The organism is Vibrio sp. MMH1-50, assembly GCF_022347645.1.
GTDB lineage: Bacteria > Pseudomonadota > Gammaproteobacteria > Enterobacterales > Vibrionaceae > Vibrio > Vibrio harveyi.
The window spans coordinates 95,073-116,225 of record NZ_JAKRGG010000010.1 but is presented as its reverse complement, the minus strand read 5'-3'; the positions used below and the strand labels follow the sequence as shown (position 1 = coordinate 116,225).

Here is a 21,153-nt window from a genome sequence, read left to right as displayed (position 1 = left end):
AATACATAAGTGAAAAACTATAAATAGCCCTTCGATAGCCTAAGCTTTCGAAGGGCTGATATTATTATAATCAATGGTGTTCAATGGGTACTAAAAGGCGATTTAGCCTCAAGTTTGTCATCTTCTTCCCCCTACTATTATTCCTTGCCGTCATGGTGGTGACTGCAAAGAACTACTACGACGCGATGAATCGCTACATTACATTAGAGTACGCGCAAGTTGATCGTGCTATTAATCGTGCTATCAAAGTATTAACGGCGCTGGATTACAGCTTTGTTAACTACTCCAACCCAGCTCACCCTCTGTTTCAAGAGCACAATCATATGATCAAAAATGAACTGTGTTTTGTTTGGCCGATTGATGTGCTGCTTTTAGAAAACAAGCACTCCGGAGGTCTGCCTGCCGTTGAGCTTGACTACATGATTGTTGGACAAAAAGAACTGTGTGAACCAGGAACTAAACTGTTTAAGTTGGCAGAACAAAAAGCAGGCTTTGCTCCGTCTTTGTCATTTCTACATGATATCGAATCACATGTGATTGGTATTCACTATATTGATCAGCGTGGGTATGTTATTTCTTCTCCAGATACTTACGCTCAGTACTTTTCCAAAGCACTTTGGGAGACTTTAAAGGCGAGACCTTTCTGGCAGAAAACAGCGCAGGAAACCGTCAAAGTAACCATGTCTGGTCCCGCACCGATGTTAGATCGGCACGATGGGCAAGTAGTGAGCCTGACTGTACCTATCTACGAAAAGGGTAAACACCAAGGCGTTTTATCCATAGATTTTGATGTGGATAACTTACTTGAAACGAATGAAAACCTAATAGGTAAGTTACATATCATCTCTGGAATGATGGACATACCTAAGCATGTAATCCGTTTACAGCCAATAGAACATGAGCGTTTGAGCTCAAATCATCGCATATTCTATGAATACAATTGGTGGGATGAATTTAAGAATTTATTAGTCTTTGAAAAGTACAGCGTGGCTGTAGCGTTTTTCATCTACGTACTGAGTACTGTGGCCTTGTTCTTAGTGAATACCCGTACAGAGCGCCGTTATTTCCAAGAACTGGCGGCAAAAGACCCAATGACGGGGCTGCTAAACCGCCGTGGCATACAAGCGGTTTGGCGCAATAAAATGACCAAAAAACATGTTGCGCTCGCAGTGTTTGATATCGATGATTTCAAAGCAATCAATGATACACATGGTCATGATGTCGGCGACGATGCTATCCGTCTGGTTGCAAAGTGCATACGCGAGAACATCCGCCACTCGGACGTCGCATCCCGTTTTGGTGGCGAAGAGTTTGTCTTAGCGATTTATGATGAAGACTTTGACAGTATGCTTCGCATCTTAGAGCGTGTGCGAAGCGCAATTGCTAAAAACTCACGAAAAGTGGTGTCTGGTGGGTTCACAGTGTCGGGAGGGGTTGAGTTTCAGTCTTCTCCTCAACTGGAAAGCTTTGATGAGCTATTCAAACTTGCCGATGAAAAGCTTTACGAGGCGAAGAGCACGGGCAAGAACAAGATTTGCTATTAAGAATAGAGAAATACAAAAGGGCGATATCATCGCCCTTTTTTATGTACTAATGGGTTTATTCCGCGCTAAGCGACGCGAGATTGCAACTCATCTCGGTAGCGCTGAATATGTTCAACAATAGGCGCGGCTTTGTTAAACGTGCGGATTTCTCTAAATAGCTCGTTGGCTTCTGGGTAAGCTTGACGTAGATAGGAGAACCATTGTTTTACGCGGTTAGGGTAATACAGACCTTTGTCGCCCTTCATCTCAAATTGAGAGTAGTAAATCAGCAGTTCGACAACTTCTGACCAAGCCATTGGCTTATGATCGTATTTCACCATGTTACCAAGGTTTGGGATATTAAAGGCACCACGGCAAACCATCAGAGAATCAACGCCAGTCGTTTCGATGCAGCGTTGACCATCTTCGTAATTCCAAATCTCGCCATTTGCGATTAACGGGATATCAAAACGCTCGCGGATCTTTGTGATGTATTCCCATTTGATTTCAGAAGCTTTATAACCACCTTGCTTTGTACGAGCATGAACCGTTAACTCATTCGCGCCGGCAGATTGAATCGCGTCAACGATTTCAAAGCAGTCTTCAGGGTTTTCCCAACCTAAACGGATTTTTGCGGTAACAGGAATATCCGTAGGTACCGCGTCACGGCACGCTTTTACAACGTTATGGATCAACTCCGGATGCTGCAATAAAGCCGCTCCACCTTTACTTTTATTCACCAATCGAGCAGGGCATCCGAAATTAAGATCAATGCCACGAGCACCAAGTTCTGCCGCCTTGATTGCGTTTTCTGCCATCCAATTAGGCTCTTGTCCAAGTAATTGAACGTGAACAGGTACGCCAGACGCGGTTTGTGACCCTTGAAGAAGTTCTGGACACAAACGGTGGAATACGTGATCAGGTAAAAGCTGATCGATCACTCGAACAAATTCTGTCACACACAGATCATAGTCGTTAATTTCGGTCAGGATTTGGCGCATCAAATGGTCCAAAACGCCTTCCATTGGACCTAATACAACTCGCATAGTTTACCTAATACACTTTGGTGGGGAAAAAGAGGGCGATTGTAGCGATGTGAGTGAAGTTTGTCATTAAAAGACTCATCAGCATCGAGTGACATCAACGAGCATCCTATATACCCAAGCATCTCGAGGTTACTTGGGTATAAGCTCTGGGGTATAATGCCGCCAAATTTATGAGAAACCAGATGTCATGCAATACACATTAATTGAGAAAGGTGAAGTTCAGTTCGATGAGTCTTCATTGTTTTTGGAAGGGGCAGTGCTCGCTGCTAACCTAACCACAAAACCATTAGCGCCAGAAACGTGGCTAGAGCCACTGCTTGGTGAGGGCTTTAAAGCTCTTCAGCCTGTCATCGAAGAGCAAATTCACAAACAACACAATTACATCCTGAGAAATGAGTACTCGATTCTCGCGTTGACCAACGATGATTCAGATCAGTTAGCTGACTTTGCTGAAGGTTTTATGTCTGTATGGTCCATGATTGAAGAGCAATGGCATGATGTCGTGCTCAACGATGGCTTAGAGCGTATGTTGCAAGCTTTGCTTACGACAATGATGCTAGCGATTGATGAAGAGCAAACGCAACAGCAAATGCGTGATGCGGGTATTGAAACACCGCCAGCACTAATGGATTTTATTGATCAGCTTGATTTGATGATTAACGAAGTGGCGCTTGGTGCTGATGAGCTAATGGTAGGTAAAAAATCCAAGAGCTTGAATCCGTTTAAGGATGTCGGTCGTAATGACCCTTGCCCATGTGATAGTGGTAAGAAGTTCAAGCAGTGCTGTGGTAAGTAATTGAACTAAAGATAAAAAGCCGACCATGAGGTCGGCTTTTTTGATTGGTTTAATCTGCTTTTAGTGCAATCAGTTGGAGCGTTACTGAATAGGGTTTTTACGCTTTCCGCCAAAGAACTGGGCAATCACAATAAAGGCAAGGGCGACTAAGTTACCTGCAAAGATCACCACAAGCCACTGAGGCATGGAAAGACCAAGGAACTGCCAAACGATCTTCGCACAATCGCCGTATGCTTCAAACATCCACGGAACCCATTGGTTTAATGGTGCCCAGCTAGGGAATGTGACAAACAAATCGCACGTTGCAAATGGCGATGGGTTGAACTGATAGTCCACATGTTGCATCGCTAACATCAAGCCTTTGTAAGCACTTGCTCCCCATGCGGCGAGCGCAATCCAACGTACTAATGGGTTATTGGGTGCAACAAGACCAATCATGGCAGCCACGCCAATCCCCATCATAGCGACACGTTCATAAATACACATGACACAAGGTGCCAGCATCATTACGTGTTGGAAGAAGAGGGCGCAAGCTTCAAAAAAGATGATAGCTAAAAGAAGGAGGAGCCAAGATAAGCGTCCCTTCGAAAACTGGTTTAGTGATGCAAAAATACTCACGATTACGATCCTGTTTGAAATATAAAAAAGCTCTGATTACTCAGAGCTTTTTAACTTGGATAAGTTTCCTAATCAACTCAAATTTTTAGTGTCCACCTGACACAACTGGAGCTAGATCACCACTACTAGGTACAATCCAGCCTGCATCGTAGAAGAATGCTGTCGCTGGTTCTAGGAAGAACATGATACCCATCAGACCAACAAGCGCTAATACAACCGTGTAAGGAAGCGCCATGATCACCATGCGACCGTATGATAGACGAATCAATGGTGCCAGTGCTGATGTTAGTAGGAATAGGAATGCGGCTTGACCGTTTGGTGTTGCAACTGACGGTAGGTTAGTACCTGTGTTGATTGCTACTGCTAGTAGGTCAAACTGCTCACGAGTGATCAAACCTTCCATCAATGCCGCTTTCACTTCATTGATGTAAACCGTACCAACAAACACGTTATCCGATACCATCGATAACAGACCATTTGCTACGTAGAATAAAGCGAGCTGTGTGCCTTTATCTTCAACTGCGAGTACAGAGTCAATCACAGGTTTAAATAGTTCTTGGTCAATAATTACCGCAACAACCGAGAAGAAAACAGCAAGTAACGCGGTGAAAGGCAGTGCCTCTTCAAACGCTTTACCCATTGAGTGTTCCTCGATAACACCAGTGAACGATGTTGCTAGAATAATCACTGAAAGACCAATCAAACCAACGGCTGCCAAGTGAAGCGCTAGCGCAACAATCAGCCAAACCGCGATTAGGCTTTGAACCCATAGTTTTGCAACGTCTTGGTTAGTACGAGTCTTGCGCTCTTCACGGTCGAAATCTACAAGGATCTGACGAACGTTATCAGGCAGCTGCGCACCGTAACCAAACACTTTAAGCTTCTCAACAACGGCACAAGTAATCAGACCGCAGAAGAATACAGGCAGCGTTACTGGAGCCATGCGGATCAAGAACTCACCAAAGAACCAACCTGCTTGGTCAGCAATAATCAAGTTTTGAGGTTCACCAACCATGGTTGTTACACCACCGAGCGCGGTACCCACACCTGCGTGCATCAATAGTGAACGCAAGAAAGCACGGTAGTTCTCAAGGTCGTCACGTGTTAGCTCAGTAATCGTGTCATCTTGAGTATGGTCATGATCACCAATTGGGTTACCAGAAGCGACTTTGTGGTAAATCGAGTAGAAACCTACCGCTACGCTGATAACCACCGCGATTACAGTCAGTGCATCTAGGAATGCTGACAAAAATGCTGCGGCGAAACAGAACGCAAGGGAGAGTAGCGTTTTCGAACGAATACCAAGCAGGATCTTTGTAAAGATGAACAGCAGAAGCTGCTTCATAAAGTAGATACCGGCAACCATGAATACCAATAGTAGAAGTACTTCGATATTCGCAACTAGCTCATGCTTCACCTGGGCAGGGCTAGTCATCCCGATAGCGACCGCTTCAATTGCAAGTAAACCACCTGGCTGAAGTGGGTAACACTTAAGCGCCATTGCTAGTGTGAAAATAAATTCCGCAACTAACAACCAACCTGCAACAAATGGGTCAATTAGGAAGAAGACAATCGGGTTAATAATTAGGAAGGCTATAATGGCAACTTTGTACCAATCAGGCGCTTTACCAAGGAAATTCTTGATAAAGGCATTTCCGAGCGACATCGGCATGATAATTCTCTTTATAACAAAATTATGAATAGACACTACAATAGTGCTTAAGTATCTGTTTGTTAGACTTATTATTTAGTCTTTTAAAACAATAACTTAGAAAAACAACAATCCATTGTTTTACTGTAGTCTTGCCAAGTTACTTCCCCTGAACTTAAGCACCGCTCACTTTCGACCGCAACTCTACACCCCGGCATTTATTAGTCAATAACAAAACGTGATGCTGCCGACTAAAACTGCTTTTTATTTGTAATAACGCGATCAAAACGGCGTTACTATACCACGAAAAGATTAAAAAAAATCACCTTGGAATTTAAAACCAAGTCAATTACTAGAAAAGATAAATTAAGAAAGAATATTAATCGTAAAACACAAATTTATTTTGCATATTTTGAGCAGAAAAGTGTGACGAGGTAGGCTTTATTTTTCCTGAGTTTGTGGTCTGTACATTTTATTCAAAATATAAATTTTGCGCGTTTGGTTCCAAGTGGTTAACGTTTTAAATTGAAAATATATGTAGAGTATTAACTCTATATTGAGATTTCGTTTCATTTATTGATCGTTAATTTTCGCAAATCGTTAAGTAGTGGTATGATGAGTCGTATCGACCCTTAGAAATCAAGATTGGATAAAAACAGAATGGTCATTAAGGCTAAAAGCCCTGCGGGTTTCGCAGAAAAATACATTATCGAGAGCATTTGGAACGGCCGTTTTCCACCTGGCTCAATTTTACCCGCTGAACGTGAGCTATCTGAACTAATTGGTGTTACCCGTACGACTCTACGTGAAGTACTTCAACGTCTTGCTCGTGATGGCTGGTTGACTATTCAGCACGGTAAGCCAACCAAAGTGAACCAATTTATGGAGACATCTGGTCTGCATATCTTGGACACGCTGATGACTCTAGATGTTGATAACGCGACAAACATCGTAGAAGACCTGCTTGCTGCACGTACTAACATCAGCCCTATCTTCATGCGTTATGCATTCAAAGCAAACAAAGAAGCGTCTGAGCGTACTATTCAAAACGTTATCGAGTCATGTGAAGCTCTAGTAAAAGCACCTTCATGGGACGATTTTATCGCGGCATCTCCTTATGCCGATAAGATTCTGCAAAGCGTGAAAGAAGACGCGGAGAAGGATGAGGCGAAACGTCAGGAAATCCTGATTGCTAAGACGTTCAACTTCTATGATTACATGTTGTTCCAACGCTTAGCGTTCCATTCTGGCAACCAAATTTACGGTTTGATCTTTAACGGTTTGAGAAAACTGTACGATCGTGTGGGCAGCTACTACTTCTCAAATCCAGCATCACGAGATCTAGCGCTGCGCTTCTACCGCCAACTTCTAGAAACGTGTGAAACCGGTCAACGTGATCAGCTTCCTGTTGTGATTCGTCACTATGGTATGGAAAGTGCTCAGATCTGGAATGAGATGAAGCAAGAACTGCCGACCAACTTCACGGAAGACGACAGTTAATCAGCGCTCTTGGCAAAATATTCAAATACAAAACCGCAGGCATGTACCTGCGGTTTTTTATTATTAGTAGTAACTCACCGAGAGCAGTCAAACCATCATCGAATCGTTAAGCTAAGGACAGTTTGGGTAATGGTAGGTAAAGGGTCTCTATGATGTCTGAGAGCATCTGGTCATAGGTATTGAACACAGTAAGGGACAAATCAGAAGTAATGTCGTACAACTCCTCTTCGCTCAGTGACAGTATTTCACCTTCTATATATTCATTTAGAGATTGAATCGACCTAGCGGACATCGGAGAGGCAACGCTCAAGGGGCTAATTACTGCCAATTGATTGAGCCTTCTAATCATTACCGATGCGTAATTTCTCATCCTTTCAGGCCCTCCTCTGTCTTGCATGTCTTGAATGCTGATACGGAGCTGTGTCAGCGTTTCTAAGCTATCAATCACGGTTTGCCAATTCATATGGTACTCGTCATGTAACTCGTCTCTCTGGGCAATAGCGAGCCATGCGATGGTAACCTCATCCATTAAGAACAAACTATGGCGGATCAGTTTGCCATGCTCCATCTGATTCCGTGCTACCGTGTTGTCCTGCCATTGTTCTATCAACTTATCGATTTTGATTTGCAGCACGCGATACATGGGTTTGTTCTCAAAGCGAGAAGTTTCCACGAGCTGATGCAGTTTATAACCTAACTCCTGATGAATTTGCTCTATCTCTTTTTCATGATGTTGTTGGTATTGGATAGAGTAGTGGGTCACCGCTCGGTGACGGCGTAGTAGGTGAACCACATCGCGTAATAAGGTGAGTAATTGATATTTGCGAGCATGTTGTTTTTCTCGCTTCGCTGCCAAATTATAGATTCCTGCCAGAATGGCAATCGAGATCAAAGTAGAAATCAAAACAAACATAACCAACTCCTTGTTAGTGCTGTTGACCTAGCAACTAAGTAAGAGCATCTTTGATGCCAATAGTTAAGTTGTTTTAAAACAGTAGCTTAGCTTTTTTATGAATAAAGAACTGTACGATTTTGGTGCGTAATTTCACCAAAAGTGTGAATTTTGTCAAAAAAATCCCCGCCAAATTTGGCGGGGATTTTTACGTTTGATCGTAAAGTGACGAATTACATTACACGCATGCCTGGTTGAGCACCTTCATGTGGCTCAAGGATCCATAGGTCGCTGCCACCAGGGCCCGCTGCTAGGATCATGCCTTCTGACATACCAAACTTCATCTTACGAGGTTTTAGGTTCGCTACCATTACAGTTAGCTTGCCTTCTAGCTCTTCAGGTTTGTAAGCTGACTTGATGCCAGAGAATACCTGACGAGTTTCACCGCCGATGTCTAGTTGGAACTTAAGCAGTTTGTTTGCTTTTGGCACTTCTTCACACGAGATGATGCGAGCAATACGCATATCAACCGCTGCGAAAGCATCGAACTCAATCTCTTCAGCGATTGGATCTTTATCTAGCTCAGTTTGGCTAGCTTTGTTCTTTTCTGCTTCCGCTTTTTCTTTTGCTGCCATTTCTGCCGCAGCGTCTTCCTTTGATGCTTCGATCATCGCTTCGATGTTCTTAGGATCGATACGGTTAAACAACGCTTTGAACTTAGTGATCTCGTGACCAGTCAGTGGTGCAGCGATGCCTTCCCAAGTTAGCTCTTCGTTTAGGAATGCTTCAGTACGCGCTGCTAGTGCAGGCATCACTGGTTTTAGGTAAGTCATCAGCACGCGGAACAGGTTAATGCCTACAGAACAGATTTCTTGCAGTTCCTGATCTTTGCCTTCTTCTTTTGCAACAACCCAAGGTGCTTTTTCGTCAACGTATTGGTTTGCTTTGTCTGCTAGTGCTGTGATTTCACGGATCGCACGACCAAACTCACGAGTTTCGTAAAGCTCTGCAATGCGGTCTGCTGCTGCAACGAATTCGTTGTATAGCTCAGGTTCTGCAAAGTTTTCAGCCAACTTGCCTTCAAAACGTTTAGAGATGAAGCCAGCGTTACGAGAAGCTAGGTTAACGATTTTGTTTACTACGTCAGCGTTAACACGTTGAGTGAAGTCTTCAAGGTTAAGGTCTAGGTCGTCGATACGGCTGTTTAGTTTTGCAGCGTAGTAGTAACGCAGACACTCTGGGTCTAGGTGGTTTAGGTAAGTGCTTGCTTTAACGAACGTACCTTTAGACTTAGACATCTTCGCACCGTTTACTGTTACGTAGCCGTGTACGAATACATTGTTTGGTTTACGGAAACCGCTGCCTTCTAGCATTGCTGGCCAGAATAGTGAGTGGAAGTAAACAATGTCTTTACCGATGAAGTGGTAAAGCTCAGTTGAGCTGTCTTTCTTCCAGTATTCGTCGAAGTCTAGACCTTCAGTCTTGTCACATAGGTTCTTGAAAGAAGCCATGTAGCCAACTGGTGCATCTAGCCATACGTAGAAGAATTTGTTCTTCTCGCCTGGGATTTCGAAGCCAAAGTAAGGCGCATCACGTGAGATGTCCCACTGTTGCAAACCAGACTCGAACCACTCTTGCATCTTGTTAGCAGTTTCAGATTGTAAAGAACCTGAACGAGTCCACTCTTTTAGCATGCTTTCGAACTGAGGTAGGTCGAAGAAGAAGTGCTCAGAGTCTTTCATGACTGGCGTTGCGCCAGATACTGCTGATTTCGGGTTAATCAGTTCAGTTGGGCTGTACGTCTCACCACAGTTATCACAGTTGTCACCGTATTGGTCTTCTGACTTACACTTAGGACAAGTACCTTTTACGAAACGATCCGGTAGGAACATTTCTTTCTCAGGGTCGAACAACTGAGAGATAGTGCGGCTAGAGATAAAGCCGTTTTTCTTCAGCTCAAGGTAGATGTGAGACGCTAGCTCGCGGTTCTCGTCTGAGTGTGTGCTGTGGTAGTTATCAAAGCTAATATCAAAGCCAGCGAAGTCTTTCTGATGCTCTTCGCTTACTGCAGCGATCATCTCTTCTGGTGTAATTCCCATCTGTTGTGCTTTTAGCATGATTGGCGTGCCGTGAGCATCGTCAGCACAGATGAAGTTTACAGTGTTGCCACGTAGGCGTTGGTAGCGAACCCAGATATCAGCTTGAATGTGCTCAAGCATGTGACCTAGGTGAATCGAACCATTAGCGTACGGAAGGGCACAAGTTACCAGCAGTTTTCTTGGATCGTTTGCCATACTTAATAATCGCTTTTTGATAGGTATAAAAAATAGAGAGTAATACTACCCCATGAGCTTCCTAACGCCAAGGCATCAAACCATGGATTGCCTTAGTTTTTTTGGGGTTCTGAATCTCGCCGCTGGGTGCTACGATTAGATGCATAAAGGAGGTCTCATGCATCAGTTCACTTCAAAACAAGATTTTTGTCATTGGCTCAACCAGTTCCAACATCCACAGTTGGTGGAAAACTGGGCGGACATTCACGGTATTGTCGTGATTCCCGCACAAGGTGGCATTCAAATCACTTTACCTTTCGCGAGTAACGAACTTCAAGTTTCGTTATCCGATTGGATACAAGAGCAACAGGCATCAGGTGACGTTCCTGCATTTGATTTCCAGATTGAGCTCAACGTTAAAGCACTTGAGACTCAAGTCACCAATGCGGTAAAGGGCGTTAAAAACATTATTGCGGTAAGTTCCGCGAAAGGTGGGGTTGGGAAATCAACCACAGCAGTAAACCTTGCCCTCGCAATTGCGCAATCCGGAGCAAAAGTAGGTTTGTTAGATGCCGATATTTATGGTCCATCGGTTCCTATGATGCTTGGTCAAGAAGACGCTAAGCCTGAAGTTCGTGATGCTAAGTGGATGGAGCCTATTTTTGCCCACGGAATCTATACTCATTCTATTGGCTACTTAGTCGATAAATCGGAAGCAGCCATTTGGCGTGGTCCCATGGCCTCTAAGGCCTTATCACAGCTACTGACAGAAACGGATTGGCCAGAGCTTGATTACTTGGTGATTGATATGCCACCGGGTACGGGGGATATCCAACTAACGCTGTCTCAGCAAATTCCAGTAACAGGTACGGTGCTTGTTACAACACCGCAAGATCTCGCATTGGCGGACGCACGTAAAGGTGCGGCGATGTTCCATAAAGTCAACGTGCCTGTTGTCGGCGTCGTTGAGAACATGAGTTACCACATTTGTAGTCAGTGTGGGGCTGTTGAGCATATTTTCGGTACTGGTGGGGCAGAGAAAATGTCACAAGAATTTGGCTTGGCGCTGCTTGGGCAAATTCCGCTTCATATCTCTATGCGAGAAGACATTGATGCTGGTATTCCGACCGTGGCGAGACGTCCGAATAGTGAACACGCTGGTTATTATAAACAACTTGCTGATCGTGTTTGTTGTACAATGTATTGGCAAGGCAAAGCCAAACCTGATGCAATCAGTTTTACTATGGTGAACTGAGTTTAATATTAGCACTGGTTGAATATTGTTCATTTAAACGTTTGCTCGGAGGTTAATCCTCTGAGCTGACAGAAACTTATAACGAAACCCTAATTCCAACTAGTAACGAACGGGTGAACTCCCTATAATCAGGCAGTTTATCTTTTTATGTGACTAGAAAATCATCATCGGGTGCAAATTAATGTCTGATAATAATCAATGCGTCATCGTAGGTATTGCTGGCGCTTCTGCTTCTGGAAAAAGTCTGATCGCGAGCACTATTTACAATGAGCTTCGCGAGAAAGTGGGCGATCATCAAATCGGTGTCATCACGGAAGATTGCTACTACAACGACCAAAGCCAACTAAGCATGGAAGAGCGTGTAAAGACTAACTACGACCACCCGAGCGCGTTAGACCACGACCTGCTGTGTGAACACTTAGAAAAATTGGTTCGTGGCGAAGCAGTAGAAGTACCTGAGTACAGCTACACTGAGCACACTCGTACAAGCAATACCACTCCAATGACCCCTAAAAAGGTCATCATTCTTGAAGGTATCTTGCTTCTGACTGATCCGCGTCTTCGCGACTTAATGCACGCGACAGTATTTATGGATACGCCATTAGATATCTGTCTATTGCGTCGTGTTAAACGTGACGTTGAAGAGCGTGGTCGTACAATGGAATCTGTTCTTAAGCAATACCAGCAGACAGTACGTCCGATGTTCATGCAATTTATTGAACCTTCTAAGCAATACGCGGACATCATCGTACCTCGCGGTGGTAAAAACCGTATCGCAATCGATGTTCTTAAAGCGCACATTGCAAAACTTCTGAAAGCTTAAGCGTTTAGACGGCTATATCGCTTTATTTTTGTATGAAGAAGTGGCACCTTAGGTGCCACTTCTTTTTTTTGTTTTTAAATTAGTCAGTTGCACTACAAAATCGGACATTTTTCACGCTTTCGTGGAACGGTCAGCGATAAAACAAGTCTGTGCTTATAATTGTAAAAACACTCGAGCAAGGAAAAAGCGAATGAAGAAACTGCTCTTAATCATTGCCATTCCAATTGTGGCGATCTTAGCTGTCATTTTAGGGTTGGTTATTTTTGTCAATCCAAACCAATTTAAACCACTTATCGTGGAGCAAGCGCAAAAGCAAACTGGATTGGAGCTCGTAATCGAAGGGGATATCAGCTGGCAGTTTTTCCCGTCGATTGGTTTCGAATTGGGTCGTACTGAACTGAGAAACCCACAAGGTTTTAGTCAACCAAACCTATTTAAAGTCGAGACAGTAGGTGTTGATGTCTCGGTTACCCCGCTATTAAGCAAACAGCTGGAAATTGGTAATGTCACCCTTGATGGTGCGGAGTTCTATCTTGAAACACTGAAAGATGGCACGAAGAACATTGATGCGTTAACCAAAGCACAAACTCAACAAGCAGAACAAACGACCGAAGCTTCGCCAGAAAAAGCGGCAGACTCACAAAGTGCTGCTTCTGATTGGACGATCAATCTCGCTGGAGTCAGCATTTCAAATGGCTATGTTGAAATCCAAGACAAGCAAACAGGTAGCTACACTAAGCTTTCTGACATTTCTTTAAACCTTTCTCAGTTTGCTTTTGATAACTGGACAACGGCTGATTTCGGCATGAAAGGTGAGATGAATGACCAAACGTTCACAGCACAAGGCAAAGCGGACTTTAAAGTAGCAAAAGGTCTGGCGAGCTACGCACTGAAAAACATCAACTTTGATGCGACTTACGCTGACCCTGCAAACAAAATTGACTCAGCAACTATTGGCCTAGATACGTTTGAGTTCGATAAAGTGAATAACTTGAGCTATGCATTGAAAGGTGACGCTGGTGGTATGAAGCTTGATATGCAAGGTGGTGGTGAGCTAAGTATCGATAAGGCGATCAGTAAGGTACAACTGAATAAGCTGACGTTGAATGCGACTTTTGAGGGAGATGCGCTACCGCAATCACCAATGAAAGTTGATATGGTCTCTGATCTTTCATTCGACCTCACTAAGAATCATCTGAGCTTTGTGCTCGAGAAACTTACGGCGAACGCAATTGCGCTCGATGGTAAAACAGATGTGACTCTGGGTGATATTCCTAAAGTACGTTTTGCAGTGCATAGTCCTAATATCGATTTGGACGAATTCCTTGGCTTGAATAAGCAAGCTCCTGCGGGTGATAAACCAGCATCAGGTGGCAACAGTAGTGCATCTACTGGTCCTGAAGTTGAGCCGGACTTGTCTGCACTAAAAACGCTTGATGTGAAAGGCAATATTACGATTGACAAATTTAAGGCGGCTAATGCGAAGATGGAAGCAGTGAAAGCAAGCTTCTCTGTTAATCGTGGTGTCTTTGATCTTACTTCATTCAGCTCTAAGTTGTACCAAGGCACGATCACTGCGACAGCCAAACTGGATGCGCGTAAATCACCTGCCACATACTCTGCTAAGAAATCAATCAAAGGTGTACAAGTCCAACCGTTACTTGTCGATGTAGCAAATAACGACATGCTGGAAGGTACTGGTAACATTGATGTCAATGTGAGTGGTAAGAGCCTAACGCCAACTGGCATCAAAAAGAACCTTGTTGGTACAGTGGTGATCAATTTTGCAGATGGTGCTGTGAATGGCATTAACGTTGCTCAGCTAATCCGCGAAAACTACGCGCGATTTAAAGGTCAAAGCATTGAAGGCACAGATGAAGTTAAGAAAACCGACTTCAGTGCGATGACCGCGACGTTGAAGTTAAATAAAGGCACGGTCTCAACGGATAACATGAAAGCGCAGTCTCCACTTCTTCGTGTTCGTGGTAAGGGGCAGGCAAACTACTTGAATGAAACTGTTGATTTCACCATTAGTACTTCGATAGTGGGTTCATTGGAAGGTCAGGGTGGTAAGACCATTGATGAACTGAAAGACATCACTATCCCTATCAACGTTTCTGGCAAATGGGCAGATCCTAAGTTCAAGCTAGTCTTTGATGACGTGTTGAAACAAAAAGCTCAGAAAGAAATTGATCGTGGAGTAGAGAAGCTCACGGACAAGATCAAAGATGAGAAAACAAAAGAGGCGGTAGATGGTTTGTTGAAGAACTTGTTCAACTAAAGGACCAAGCTTCTTTATGAGGATATAGGTAAAGTAAAAGGGTTGGCATTGAGCCAACCCTTTTTAGTTTTTAGTCTTTTCGGAAGCAACGGCGGACGCTTACCAATCTATGCCTTTCAGAGCTTTAACTCCGGATTCAAAGGCGTGCTTAACGTTTTTCACTTCTGATACTGTATCTGCCATTTCAATCAAAGTACGGTGCGCTCCACGTCCTGTAATGACGACCGATTGCATTTTAGGGCGATTATTTAGTGCTTCGACGACTTCGTCTAAGTCTATGTACCCGTAACTCACCATATACGTTAGTTCGTCGAACAGAACCACATCAATTGATTCATCGGCAAGCATACGCTTACATTCTTGCCAAACAAGTTGGGCGGCTTCAGTATCGGCTGTTTTGTTTTGGGTTTCCCAAGTAAAGCCTGTTGCCATAACTTGGAACTCAACACCTAGCTTTTCAAGTAGGTTACGCTCGCCGTTATCCCATGTACCCTTGATAAACTGTGCTACGCTGCACTTCAAATCATGACCAACTGCACGCGCAATTGTACCAAAACCGGAAGTCGATTTGCCTTTCCCATTACCAGTGATGATCAGTAATAAACCTTTCTCCTCTTGGGCGGCTGCGATTTTCGCGTCTACCTGCTCTTTTACTTTTTGTTGGCGCGCCTTGTGGCGTGCTTCTTTGTTTTCGTCGATAGACATAATGCTTCCTCAATTCCTTTTTTGAACTGACCCAAGCCGATTTGGGTTCATTGAATTATCTCGTTATGATAGACCAACAGTTGATGAAGAAAAACCATCGATAATTCAGGGAATAAAATGAAGAAATTACTCGTTGTTTGTATGGGAAATATTTGTCGTTCGCCAACTGGTGAAGCGGTATTAAGATCTAAAGCCAAAGAACTGGGCATATCAGTGGAAGTGGACTCTGCAGGGACCATTGGTTACCACGCCGGAAATCCGCCTGATGCTCGCGCCATGCAAGCGGGAAAGCAACGCGGTTATTCGTTCAAAGGAATGCGTTCTCGCAAGGTAACAGTTGGGGACTTCGATGAATTTGATATGGTGTTAGCTGCAGACAAAGCCAATCTCGCCGATCTATTGGATATTTGCCCGGTAGAACACCGTCCTAAAGTGTCGTTGTTTTTAAGTCATGGTGACTCTGATTATGACGAGATCCCAGACCCATATTACGGTGGCGATGCTGGTTTTGAACTGGTACTGGATTTGATTGAAGAGGCGTCAGAAGCGATTTTGAAAAAAATCTGAGTATTTATTAGCTTAAAATAGATAGCAAAAGGGATGAGTCATGCTCATCCCTTTTTGTTTTTATTAACCTGCAAGTACGTCGGTTGCAACCTTATAGCTTGGGTCTTCTTTTACGTTGATTTCAACCAAGCTACCTGCTTTATCTAGTAGCTTACGGCAATCTGGGCTCAAGTGACGTAGGTGAAGTGTTTTACCAAGTGCGGCGTAACGCTCAGCCAACGTTTCAATCGCTTCGATAGCAGAGTGGTCTGTTACGCGAGAGTCCGCGAAATCAACAATGATGTCTTTTGGATCGCCATGTGCGTTAAACAATTCTAGGAAGTTTGCCGCAGAACCAAAGAAGATAGGACCGTGGATCTTGTACTCTTTTGAGCCTTCTTCATTTAGACGCGTATCTGCGTAGATGTGCTTAGCATGTTGCCATGCAAACATTAGCGCAGATGCAATCACACCCACGGCTACTGCAACAGCGAGGTCAGTCAGTACCGTCACTACTGTTACAAGAACGATAACGAAGAAATCCTGCTTAGGTACGCGACGTGCAAGTTTGAAGGTTGCCCATTCGAATGTACCGATAACCACCATGAACATGACACCAACGAGTGCAGCAAGTGGAATCATCTCAATGAGTGAAGAAGCAAACAGGATGAACATTAGCAGAGCGATAGCCGCAACGATGCCTGATAGACGACCACGACCACCTGAGTTTACGTTGATCATTGACTGACCAATCATCGCACAACCACCCATTGCACCAAACACAGAACACGTCATGTTTGCCATACCTTGACCGATACATTCACGGTTAGATTGACCGCGAGTGTTAGTCATTTCATCCAGCACTGTTAGTGTCAACAGAGACTCGATCAGACCGATAGCGGCAAGGATGATTGCGTAAGGTAAAATGATTTGCAGAGTTTCTAGAGTGAAAGGTACCGCTGGAATAGAGAAGGTCGGAAGAGAACCCGCCAAAGTCGCTGCTTCATCGCCAGACATAGTACGTAGGAAGTCAACTACGGTACGTGTTTCTAGATCCAAGCCAACAACAAGTGCAGTAACGGTCACGATCGCAACCAGAGAAGAAGGCACTGCCGTTGTGATCTTCGGTAGGAAGTGAATGATAGCCATTGTTAGCGCAACCAGACCTAGCATTAGCAGCATTTGGTCTTGTGGTAGCCACGTTAGCATACCGTTAAGGTCTGGTGCTTTGAACTGACCTAGTTGTGCAAGGAAGATAACGATAGCCAGACCGTTTACGAAACCAATCATCACCGGATGAGGAACGATTCGGATAAATTTACCTAGCTTAAATAGACCGGCTGCAATTTGAAGAATACCCGCCAACATAATTGCGGCAAATAGATATTGAACACCGTGAGTTGCAACAAGCGACACCATAACAACTGCCATTGCGCCAGTCGCACCGGAAATCATACCTGGTCGACCACCGAAAATAGAGGTGATAAGACCGACAATAAAGGCTGCGTAAAGACCAACCATAGGGTCTACACCAGCAACAAATGCAAATGCTACGGCTTCAGGAACCAATGCGAGCGCAACAGTTAGACCTGATAGCACGTCGTTTTTTACGGAGTGCTTAGAAAATTGAGGAAATTCGAACATGTTTTGTATTGAGTTCTCTTGGCGATGAATTTCTCCCGACACATATTCGTATTTGCACAAGTACTGCTGGTGAAAGTGAAGTCACTTCTATCAGCACAAACCGTATTAAAAAAAGAGCCGCATCAGAATGGTGTCGAAAACTTGAGTCGGCGAATGCTACCGAAAAGTGTGATTAAGTTCAACAATGAAGGGGATATTGACGCACAAATGTGATCAGTCATTGATATTAATATAGCTAATTAGAGTTAACACTTACTTCAACAAAAAAGGCTGCCGATTGGCAGCCTTTTGTTTCGTATTTCGCTTAATGCGATGACAAAGTAAAACTTAGTTAAAGTTCGGTTTTGTCATTACTGCTGATGCACGGTTTGTTGCTACTTGGCTACCTGCGCCTTTCGGTGCGTAGCGCTCAGCTTTAAACGGTGCCGCTGTAACCGTAATTTCGCGAAGCTCTTGAGGACCTGGCGCTTTAGTCATTGGAGCACTAGCGCGTGGCTTAGCAGCTACTTTGATAACTTCTGCTTTAGGTTTTTGCGTTTCTACTGGCGTTTCTACTGGCGTTTCTGCTGTAACTTCTGTTACCGCTTCTTCTGCCACTTCAACGGCTGGTTCCTGAGCTGGAGCTGTTTCAACTGCAGATTCAGTCACTTCGACAACAGGTGCTTCAATGATTGGCTCTACTTGCGTTGTTTCAACTACTGTAGCTTCAGCTTGCTCAGTAACGGCATCCTCTACCACTGGCACTTCTGCAACAGGCGCTTCTACTTTCGCTTCTACAGATTCTTGAACTTTCGTTTCAACTGCTGGTGCTTCAACAACTGCAGGTTGTTCACGACGGATGATTACTTTACCCATCGCCATTTCAGGGCAAGCAAAACCACCTTGAATTGCAGGAACTGCTGCTGCCGTTACCACTACTTCTTCCTTCACTCGCTCTTCCTTCTTAGGCGCTGGTTTTGGAATGTAACGTGGCATCACTTTACCCATTGCCATCTCAGGAGATGCTACACCACCTTTACGTAGGCGGAATGGGTTAGGACGACGATCGCGACCACGACGACGACGTTGACCGCTTGCACGTAGGTGACGTGGTGAACGGCGGTTACGACGCTGCTTAGACTCTGCTTTGTTGTCTTGTTGCGCTTCTGCTGCTGCCTCAACTGGCTTCTCAACCGTTGCTTCAACTGCTTCAACAGGTTGTACTGGTACTTCCTGTTCTGCTTGCTCAGCCGCTTGCTGGTCTTTAACACGTACAGATTTGTTTAGCTTGCGACGTTGACGGCGCTCTTTTACTTTCTCTGCTTTTGCGTTTGACTTCGCTTTATTTTCTTCCGGCTTCGCTTCTGAACCAGTACGAGCTTCAGCAGCTAGCTGCAGACCTTTTTCCGCGACTTTCGCGTTAACTTTAGGCTCTTGTGCTTTTTCAGCTTGTTGAGCTCTAGGTTTACGTTTCTGGTTGCGGTTTTGCTGCTTGTTAGGCTGCTGTTGTGTTTCGTTCTGTTCAGTCGCTTGTTCTTCACGCGGTTTACGACGACGTTTGTTATCGCGGTTGTCACGACCTTCGCGGTTATCACGCTGGTTGTTGTTGCGACGACGATCGTTGCGGTCACGCTTGTTGCGCTTGTTATCGCGGTTTGGTTTTTTCTCTTCTTTCTTAGGTTCTTCTTTAACTTCTTCAGAACCACTGAATAGGAAACTACCAATTGCTTTAAACAGACGGCTGAATAGACCTGGTTTTTCTTCTTGCGGAGCTGCTTCTTTCTTCTTCGCTGCTGGAGCAGGTTTAGAAGTTGCTGCTGGCGTAGGAGCAGTTTGCGCTGGCGAAGCAAAACCTTTTAATACAGGCTCTTCGATACGCTTAGGCTTGACATCAACCTCTGCTGGCTCTTTGCCTTCTGCTTCTTTCATTGCTTCCAGTTTCTTAGGAAGTAGGTAAGAAAGCAGGTCAAACTCTTCGCCTTCTCGAACACGGATAACTTCGAAGTGAGGCGTTTCCATGTCTGAGTTTGGCACAACCGTAATCTTCACTTCTTGAATACGTTCGATGTGGTTGACCGAGCGACGTTTTTCGTTCAGAAGGTAAGATGCGATCGGCACAGGCACTACTGCTAGTACTTGGGCTGTATTGTCTTTTAGAGCTTCTTCTTCGATCAGGCGAAGTACAGAAAGTGCTAGAGATTCGTTATCACGAACAACACCTGTACCGCTACAACGAGGACAAATATGGTGGCTTGCTTCTGCTAGAGAAGGGCTCAAACGCTGACGAGACATCTCCAACAGACCAAAGCGGGAAATGCGACCGATTTGTACACGAGCACGATCTAGACGAACGGCTTCACGCAGACGGTTTTCAACTTCACGCTGGTGGCGCACCGGTGTCATATCGATAAAGTCGATAACCACCAAACCACCAAGGTCACGTAGACGCAATTGACGAGCGATTTCGTCTGCTGCTTCTAGGTTAGTATTAAGCGCTGTTTCTTCGATATCGCCGCCTTTGGTTGCGCGAGCCGAGTTGATATCGATAGATGTTAGAGCTTCCGTTGGGTCGATTACGATAGAACCACCTGATGGTAAGCGCACTTCACGTTGGAAAGCCGATTCAATTTGGCTTTCGATTTGGTAGTGGCTGAATAGTGGTACTTCGCCTTCGTATTTCTTAACGCGGCTGATGAAATCAGGACGTACCAGTTTGATGTGCTCTTTAGCACGCTCATAAATGGTGTTGCTGTCGATTAGGATTTCACCGATATCACGACGTAGGTAGTCACGGATTGCACGAACGATTACGTTACTTTCTTGGTGGATTAGGAAAGGAGCAGGGTTAGAATCTGCTGCGCCTTTAATTGCACCCCAGTGGTTAAGTAGTACGTTCAAGTCCCACTCAAGCTCTTCTGCACTTTTACCAACGCCAGCAGTACGAACAATCAGACCCATGCCCTGAGGCAGTTCTAAAGTGCTTAATGCTGCTTTTAGTTGAGTGCGCTCGTCACCTTCGATACGACGAGAAATACCGCCGGCACGAGGGTTATTAGGCATAAGAACAAGATAGCTACCCGCAAGAGAAATGAAAGTAGTTAGAGCTGCGCCTTTACTACCACGTTCTTCTTTTTCCACTTGAACGATAACTTCTTGACCTTCAGTCAGCACTTCTTTAATGCTTGGGCGACCTTGGTAAGTGTAACCTTCTGGGAAATATTCGCGGGCAATTTCTTTGAGAGGGAGGAAACCGTGACGCTCAGCACCGTAATCAACAAATGCGGCTTCTAAGCTTGGTTCGATACGTGTGATACGTCCTTTGTAGATATTCGCTTTTTTAGATTCATGACCCGGACTCTCGATATCAAGATCGAAAAGTCGCTGGCCATCAACCAGAGCGACACGCAACTCTTCTTTTTGAGTTGCGTTAATTAACATTCTTTTCATTGAAAATTTCTCGTTGTCTTTTCTTTTATCTTTCTTTTCAACTTGTCACTGGCTTTTCGCTCTTTCACGGTGCCTGATCCCATGGCTTATATTTTGCAGCCTCCCGGCTGGAAGGGGATGCTCTAGGGCACTTCAGTCATCACAAATTGCTTTGGGTTTCGTTGGAAACGTTAA

General features: G+C 44.5%; 15 protein-coding genes. 7 read left to right on the top strand and 8 right to left on the bottom strand.

All coding sequences use genetic code 11. The annotated features are described in order from the left end of the window. Positions 1 to 83: 83 nt before the first annotated feature. A complete protein-coding gene (locus tag MHO32_RS10335) occupies positions 84 to 1,544 on the top strand; it encodes a sensor domain-containing diguanylate cyclase (RefSeq protein WP_239211670.1) in 1,461 nt (486 codons plus the stop codon). A gap of 65 nt (positions 1,545 to 1,609) precedes the next feature. Here the strand turns inward: MHO32_RS10335 and dusC are convergent, their stop codons facing one another. Then, positions 1,610 to 2,569: a tRNA dihydrouridine(16) synthase DusC gene (dusC, locus tag MHO32_RS10330; RefSeq protein ID WP_005444756.1), complete on the bottom strand. Its 960-nt coding sequence runs from the start codon at positions 2,567 to 2,569 to the stop codon at positions 1,610 to 1,612. A 187-nt stretch (positions 2,570 to 2,756) separates the two neighbouring features. On the opposite strand from dusC, the gene MHO32_RS10325 reads away from it, so the two are divergent. Continuing rightward, positions 2,757 to 3,365 carry an SEC-C metal-binding domain-containing protein gene (locus MHO32_RS10325; protein ID WP_005444758.1) on the top strand — a complete coding sequence of 203 codons (609 nt, stop codon included), beginning with the start codon at positions 2,757 to 2,759 and terminating at the stop codon, positions 3,363 to 3,365. An 81-nt stretch (positions 3,366 to 3,446) separates the two neighbouring features. Here MHO32_RS10325 and dsbB read toward each other — a convergent pair whose 3' ends face one another. Together dsbB and nhaB are read right to left on the bottom strand one after the other, a co-directional pair. Beyond that, complete coding sequence (gene dsbB / locus MHO32_RS10320; protein ID WP_017189373.1) at positions 3,447 to 3,983, bottom strand: disulfide bond formation protein DsbB; 537 nt, start codon at positions 3,981 to 3,983, stop codon at positions 3,447 to 3,449. Positions 3,984 to 4,068: 85 nt separating this feature from the next. After that, positions 4,069 to 5,655: a Na(+)/H(+) antiporter NhaB gene (nhaB, locus tag MHO32_RS10315; RefSeq protein ID WP_009698498.1), complete on the bottom strand. Its 1,587-nt coding sequence runs from the start codon at positions 5,653 to 5,655 to the stop codon at positions 4,069 to 4,071. A 639-nt stretch (positions 5,656 to 6,294) separates the two neighbouring features. Here nhaB and fadR point away from each other — a divergent pair. Then, positions 6,295 to 7,134, top strand: a complete 840-nt coding sequence (gene fadR, locus MHO32_RS10310; protein WP_110414860.1) for a fatty acid metabolism transcriptional regulator FadR — start codon at positions 6,295 to 6,297, stop codon at positions 7,132 to 7,134. A gap of 106 nt (positions 7,135 to 7,240) precedes the next feature. Here the strand turns inward: fadR and MHO32_RS10305 are convergent, their stop codons facing one another. Continuing rightward, on the bottom strand, positions 7,241 to 8,047 hold the full coding sequence (locus MHO32_RS10305; protein WP_239211668.1) for a hypothetical protein: 807 nt from the start codon (positions 8,045 to 8,047) through the stop codon (positions 7,241 to 7,243). A 212-nt stretch (positions 8,048 to 8,259) separates the two neighbouring features. After that, on the bottom strand, positions 8,260 to 10,320 hold the full coding sequence (metG, locus tag MHO32_RS10300) for a methionine--tRNA ligase (RefSeq protein WP_017817847.1): 2,061 nt from the start codon (positions 10,318 to 10,320) through the stop codon (positions 8,260 to 8,262). Positions 10,321 to 10,477: 157 nt separating this feature from the next. Here metG and apbC point away from each other — a divergent pair, with 157 nt between their 5' ends. From apbC to MHO32_RS10285, 3 genes are all read left to right on the top strand, one after another. Further along, complete coding sequence (gene apbC, locus MHO32_RS10295) at positions 10,478 to 11,554, top strand: iron-sulfur cluster carrier protein ApbC (RefSeq protein ID WP_026000246.1); 1,077 nt, start codon at positions 10,478 to 10,480, stop codon at positions 11,552 to 11,554. A 181-nt stretch (positions 11,555 to 11,735) separates the two neighbouring features. Continuing rightward, on the top strand, positions 11,736 to 12,377 hold the full coding sequence (gene udk, locus MHO32_RS10290) for a uridine kinase (protein WP_005433235.1): 642 nt from the start codon (positions 11,736 to 11,738) through the stop codon (positions 12,375 to 12,377). 190 nt (positions 12,378 to 12,567) lie between these two features. Further along, positions 12,568 to 14,658 carry an AsmA family protein gene (locus MHO32_RS10285; RefSeq protein WP_005444772.1) on the top strand — a complete coding sequence of 697 codons (2,091 nt, stop codon included), beginning with the start codon at positions 12,568 to 12,570 and terminating at the stop codon, positions 14,656 to 14,658. 99 nt (positions 14,659 to 14,757) lie between these two features. Here the strand turns inward: MHO32_RS10285 and cobO are convergent, their stop codons facing one another. Beyond that, a complete protein-coding gene (gene cobO, locus MHO32_RS10280; RefSeq protein ID WP_154203496.1) occupies positions 14,758 to 15,363 on the bottom strand; it encodes a cob(I)yrinic acid a,c-diamide adenosyltransferase in 606 nt (201 codons plus the stop codon). Between the two features lie 117 nt (positions 15,364 to 15,480). Here cobO and MHO32_RS10275 point away from each other — a divergent pair, with 117 nt between their 5' ends. Next, positions 15,481 to 15,930, top strand: coding sequence for a low molecular weight protein-tyrosine-phosphatase (locus tag MHO32_RS10275; protein WP_005444780.1), 450 nt, complete (start codon positions 15,481 to 15,483; stop codon positions 15,928 to 15,930). 63 nt (positions 15,931 to 15,993) lie between these two features. Here MHO32_RS10275 and MHO32_RS10270 read toward each other — a convergent pair whose 3' ends face one another. Both MHO32_RS10270 and rne read right to left on the bottom strand, forming a co-directional pair. Further along, the gene (locus tag MHO32_RS10270; protein WP_005444782.1) at positions 15,994 to 17,553 is read right to left on the bottom strand and encodes a SulP family inorganic anion transporter; all 1,560 of its coding nucleotides are present in this window, start codon (positions 17,551 to 17,553) and stop codon (positions 15,994 to 15,996) included. Positions 17,554 to 17,880: 327 nt separating this feature from the next. Then, the gene (gene rne / locus MHO32_RS10265) at positions 17,881 to 20,979 is read right to left on the bottom strand and encodes a ribonuclease E (protein ID WP_239211665.1); all 3,099 of its coding nucleotides are present in this window, start codon (positions 20,977 to 20,979) and stop codon (positions 17,881 to 17,883) included. Positions 20,980 to 21,153: the final 174 nt, after the last annotated feature.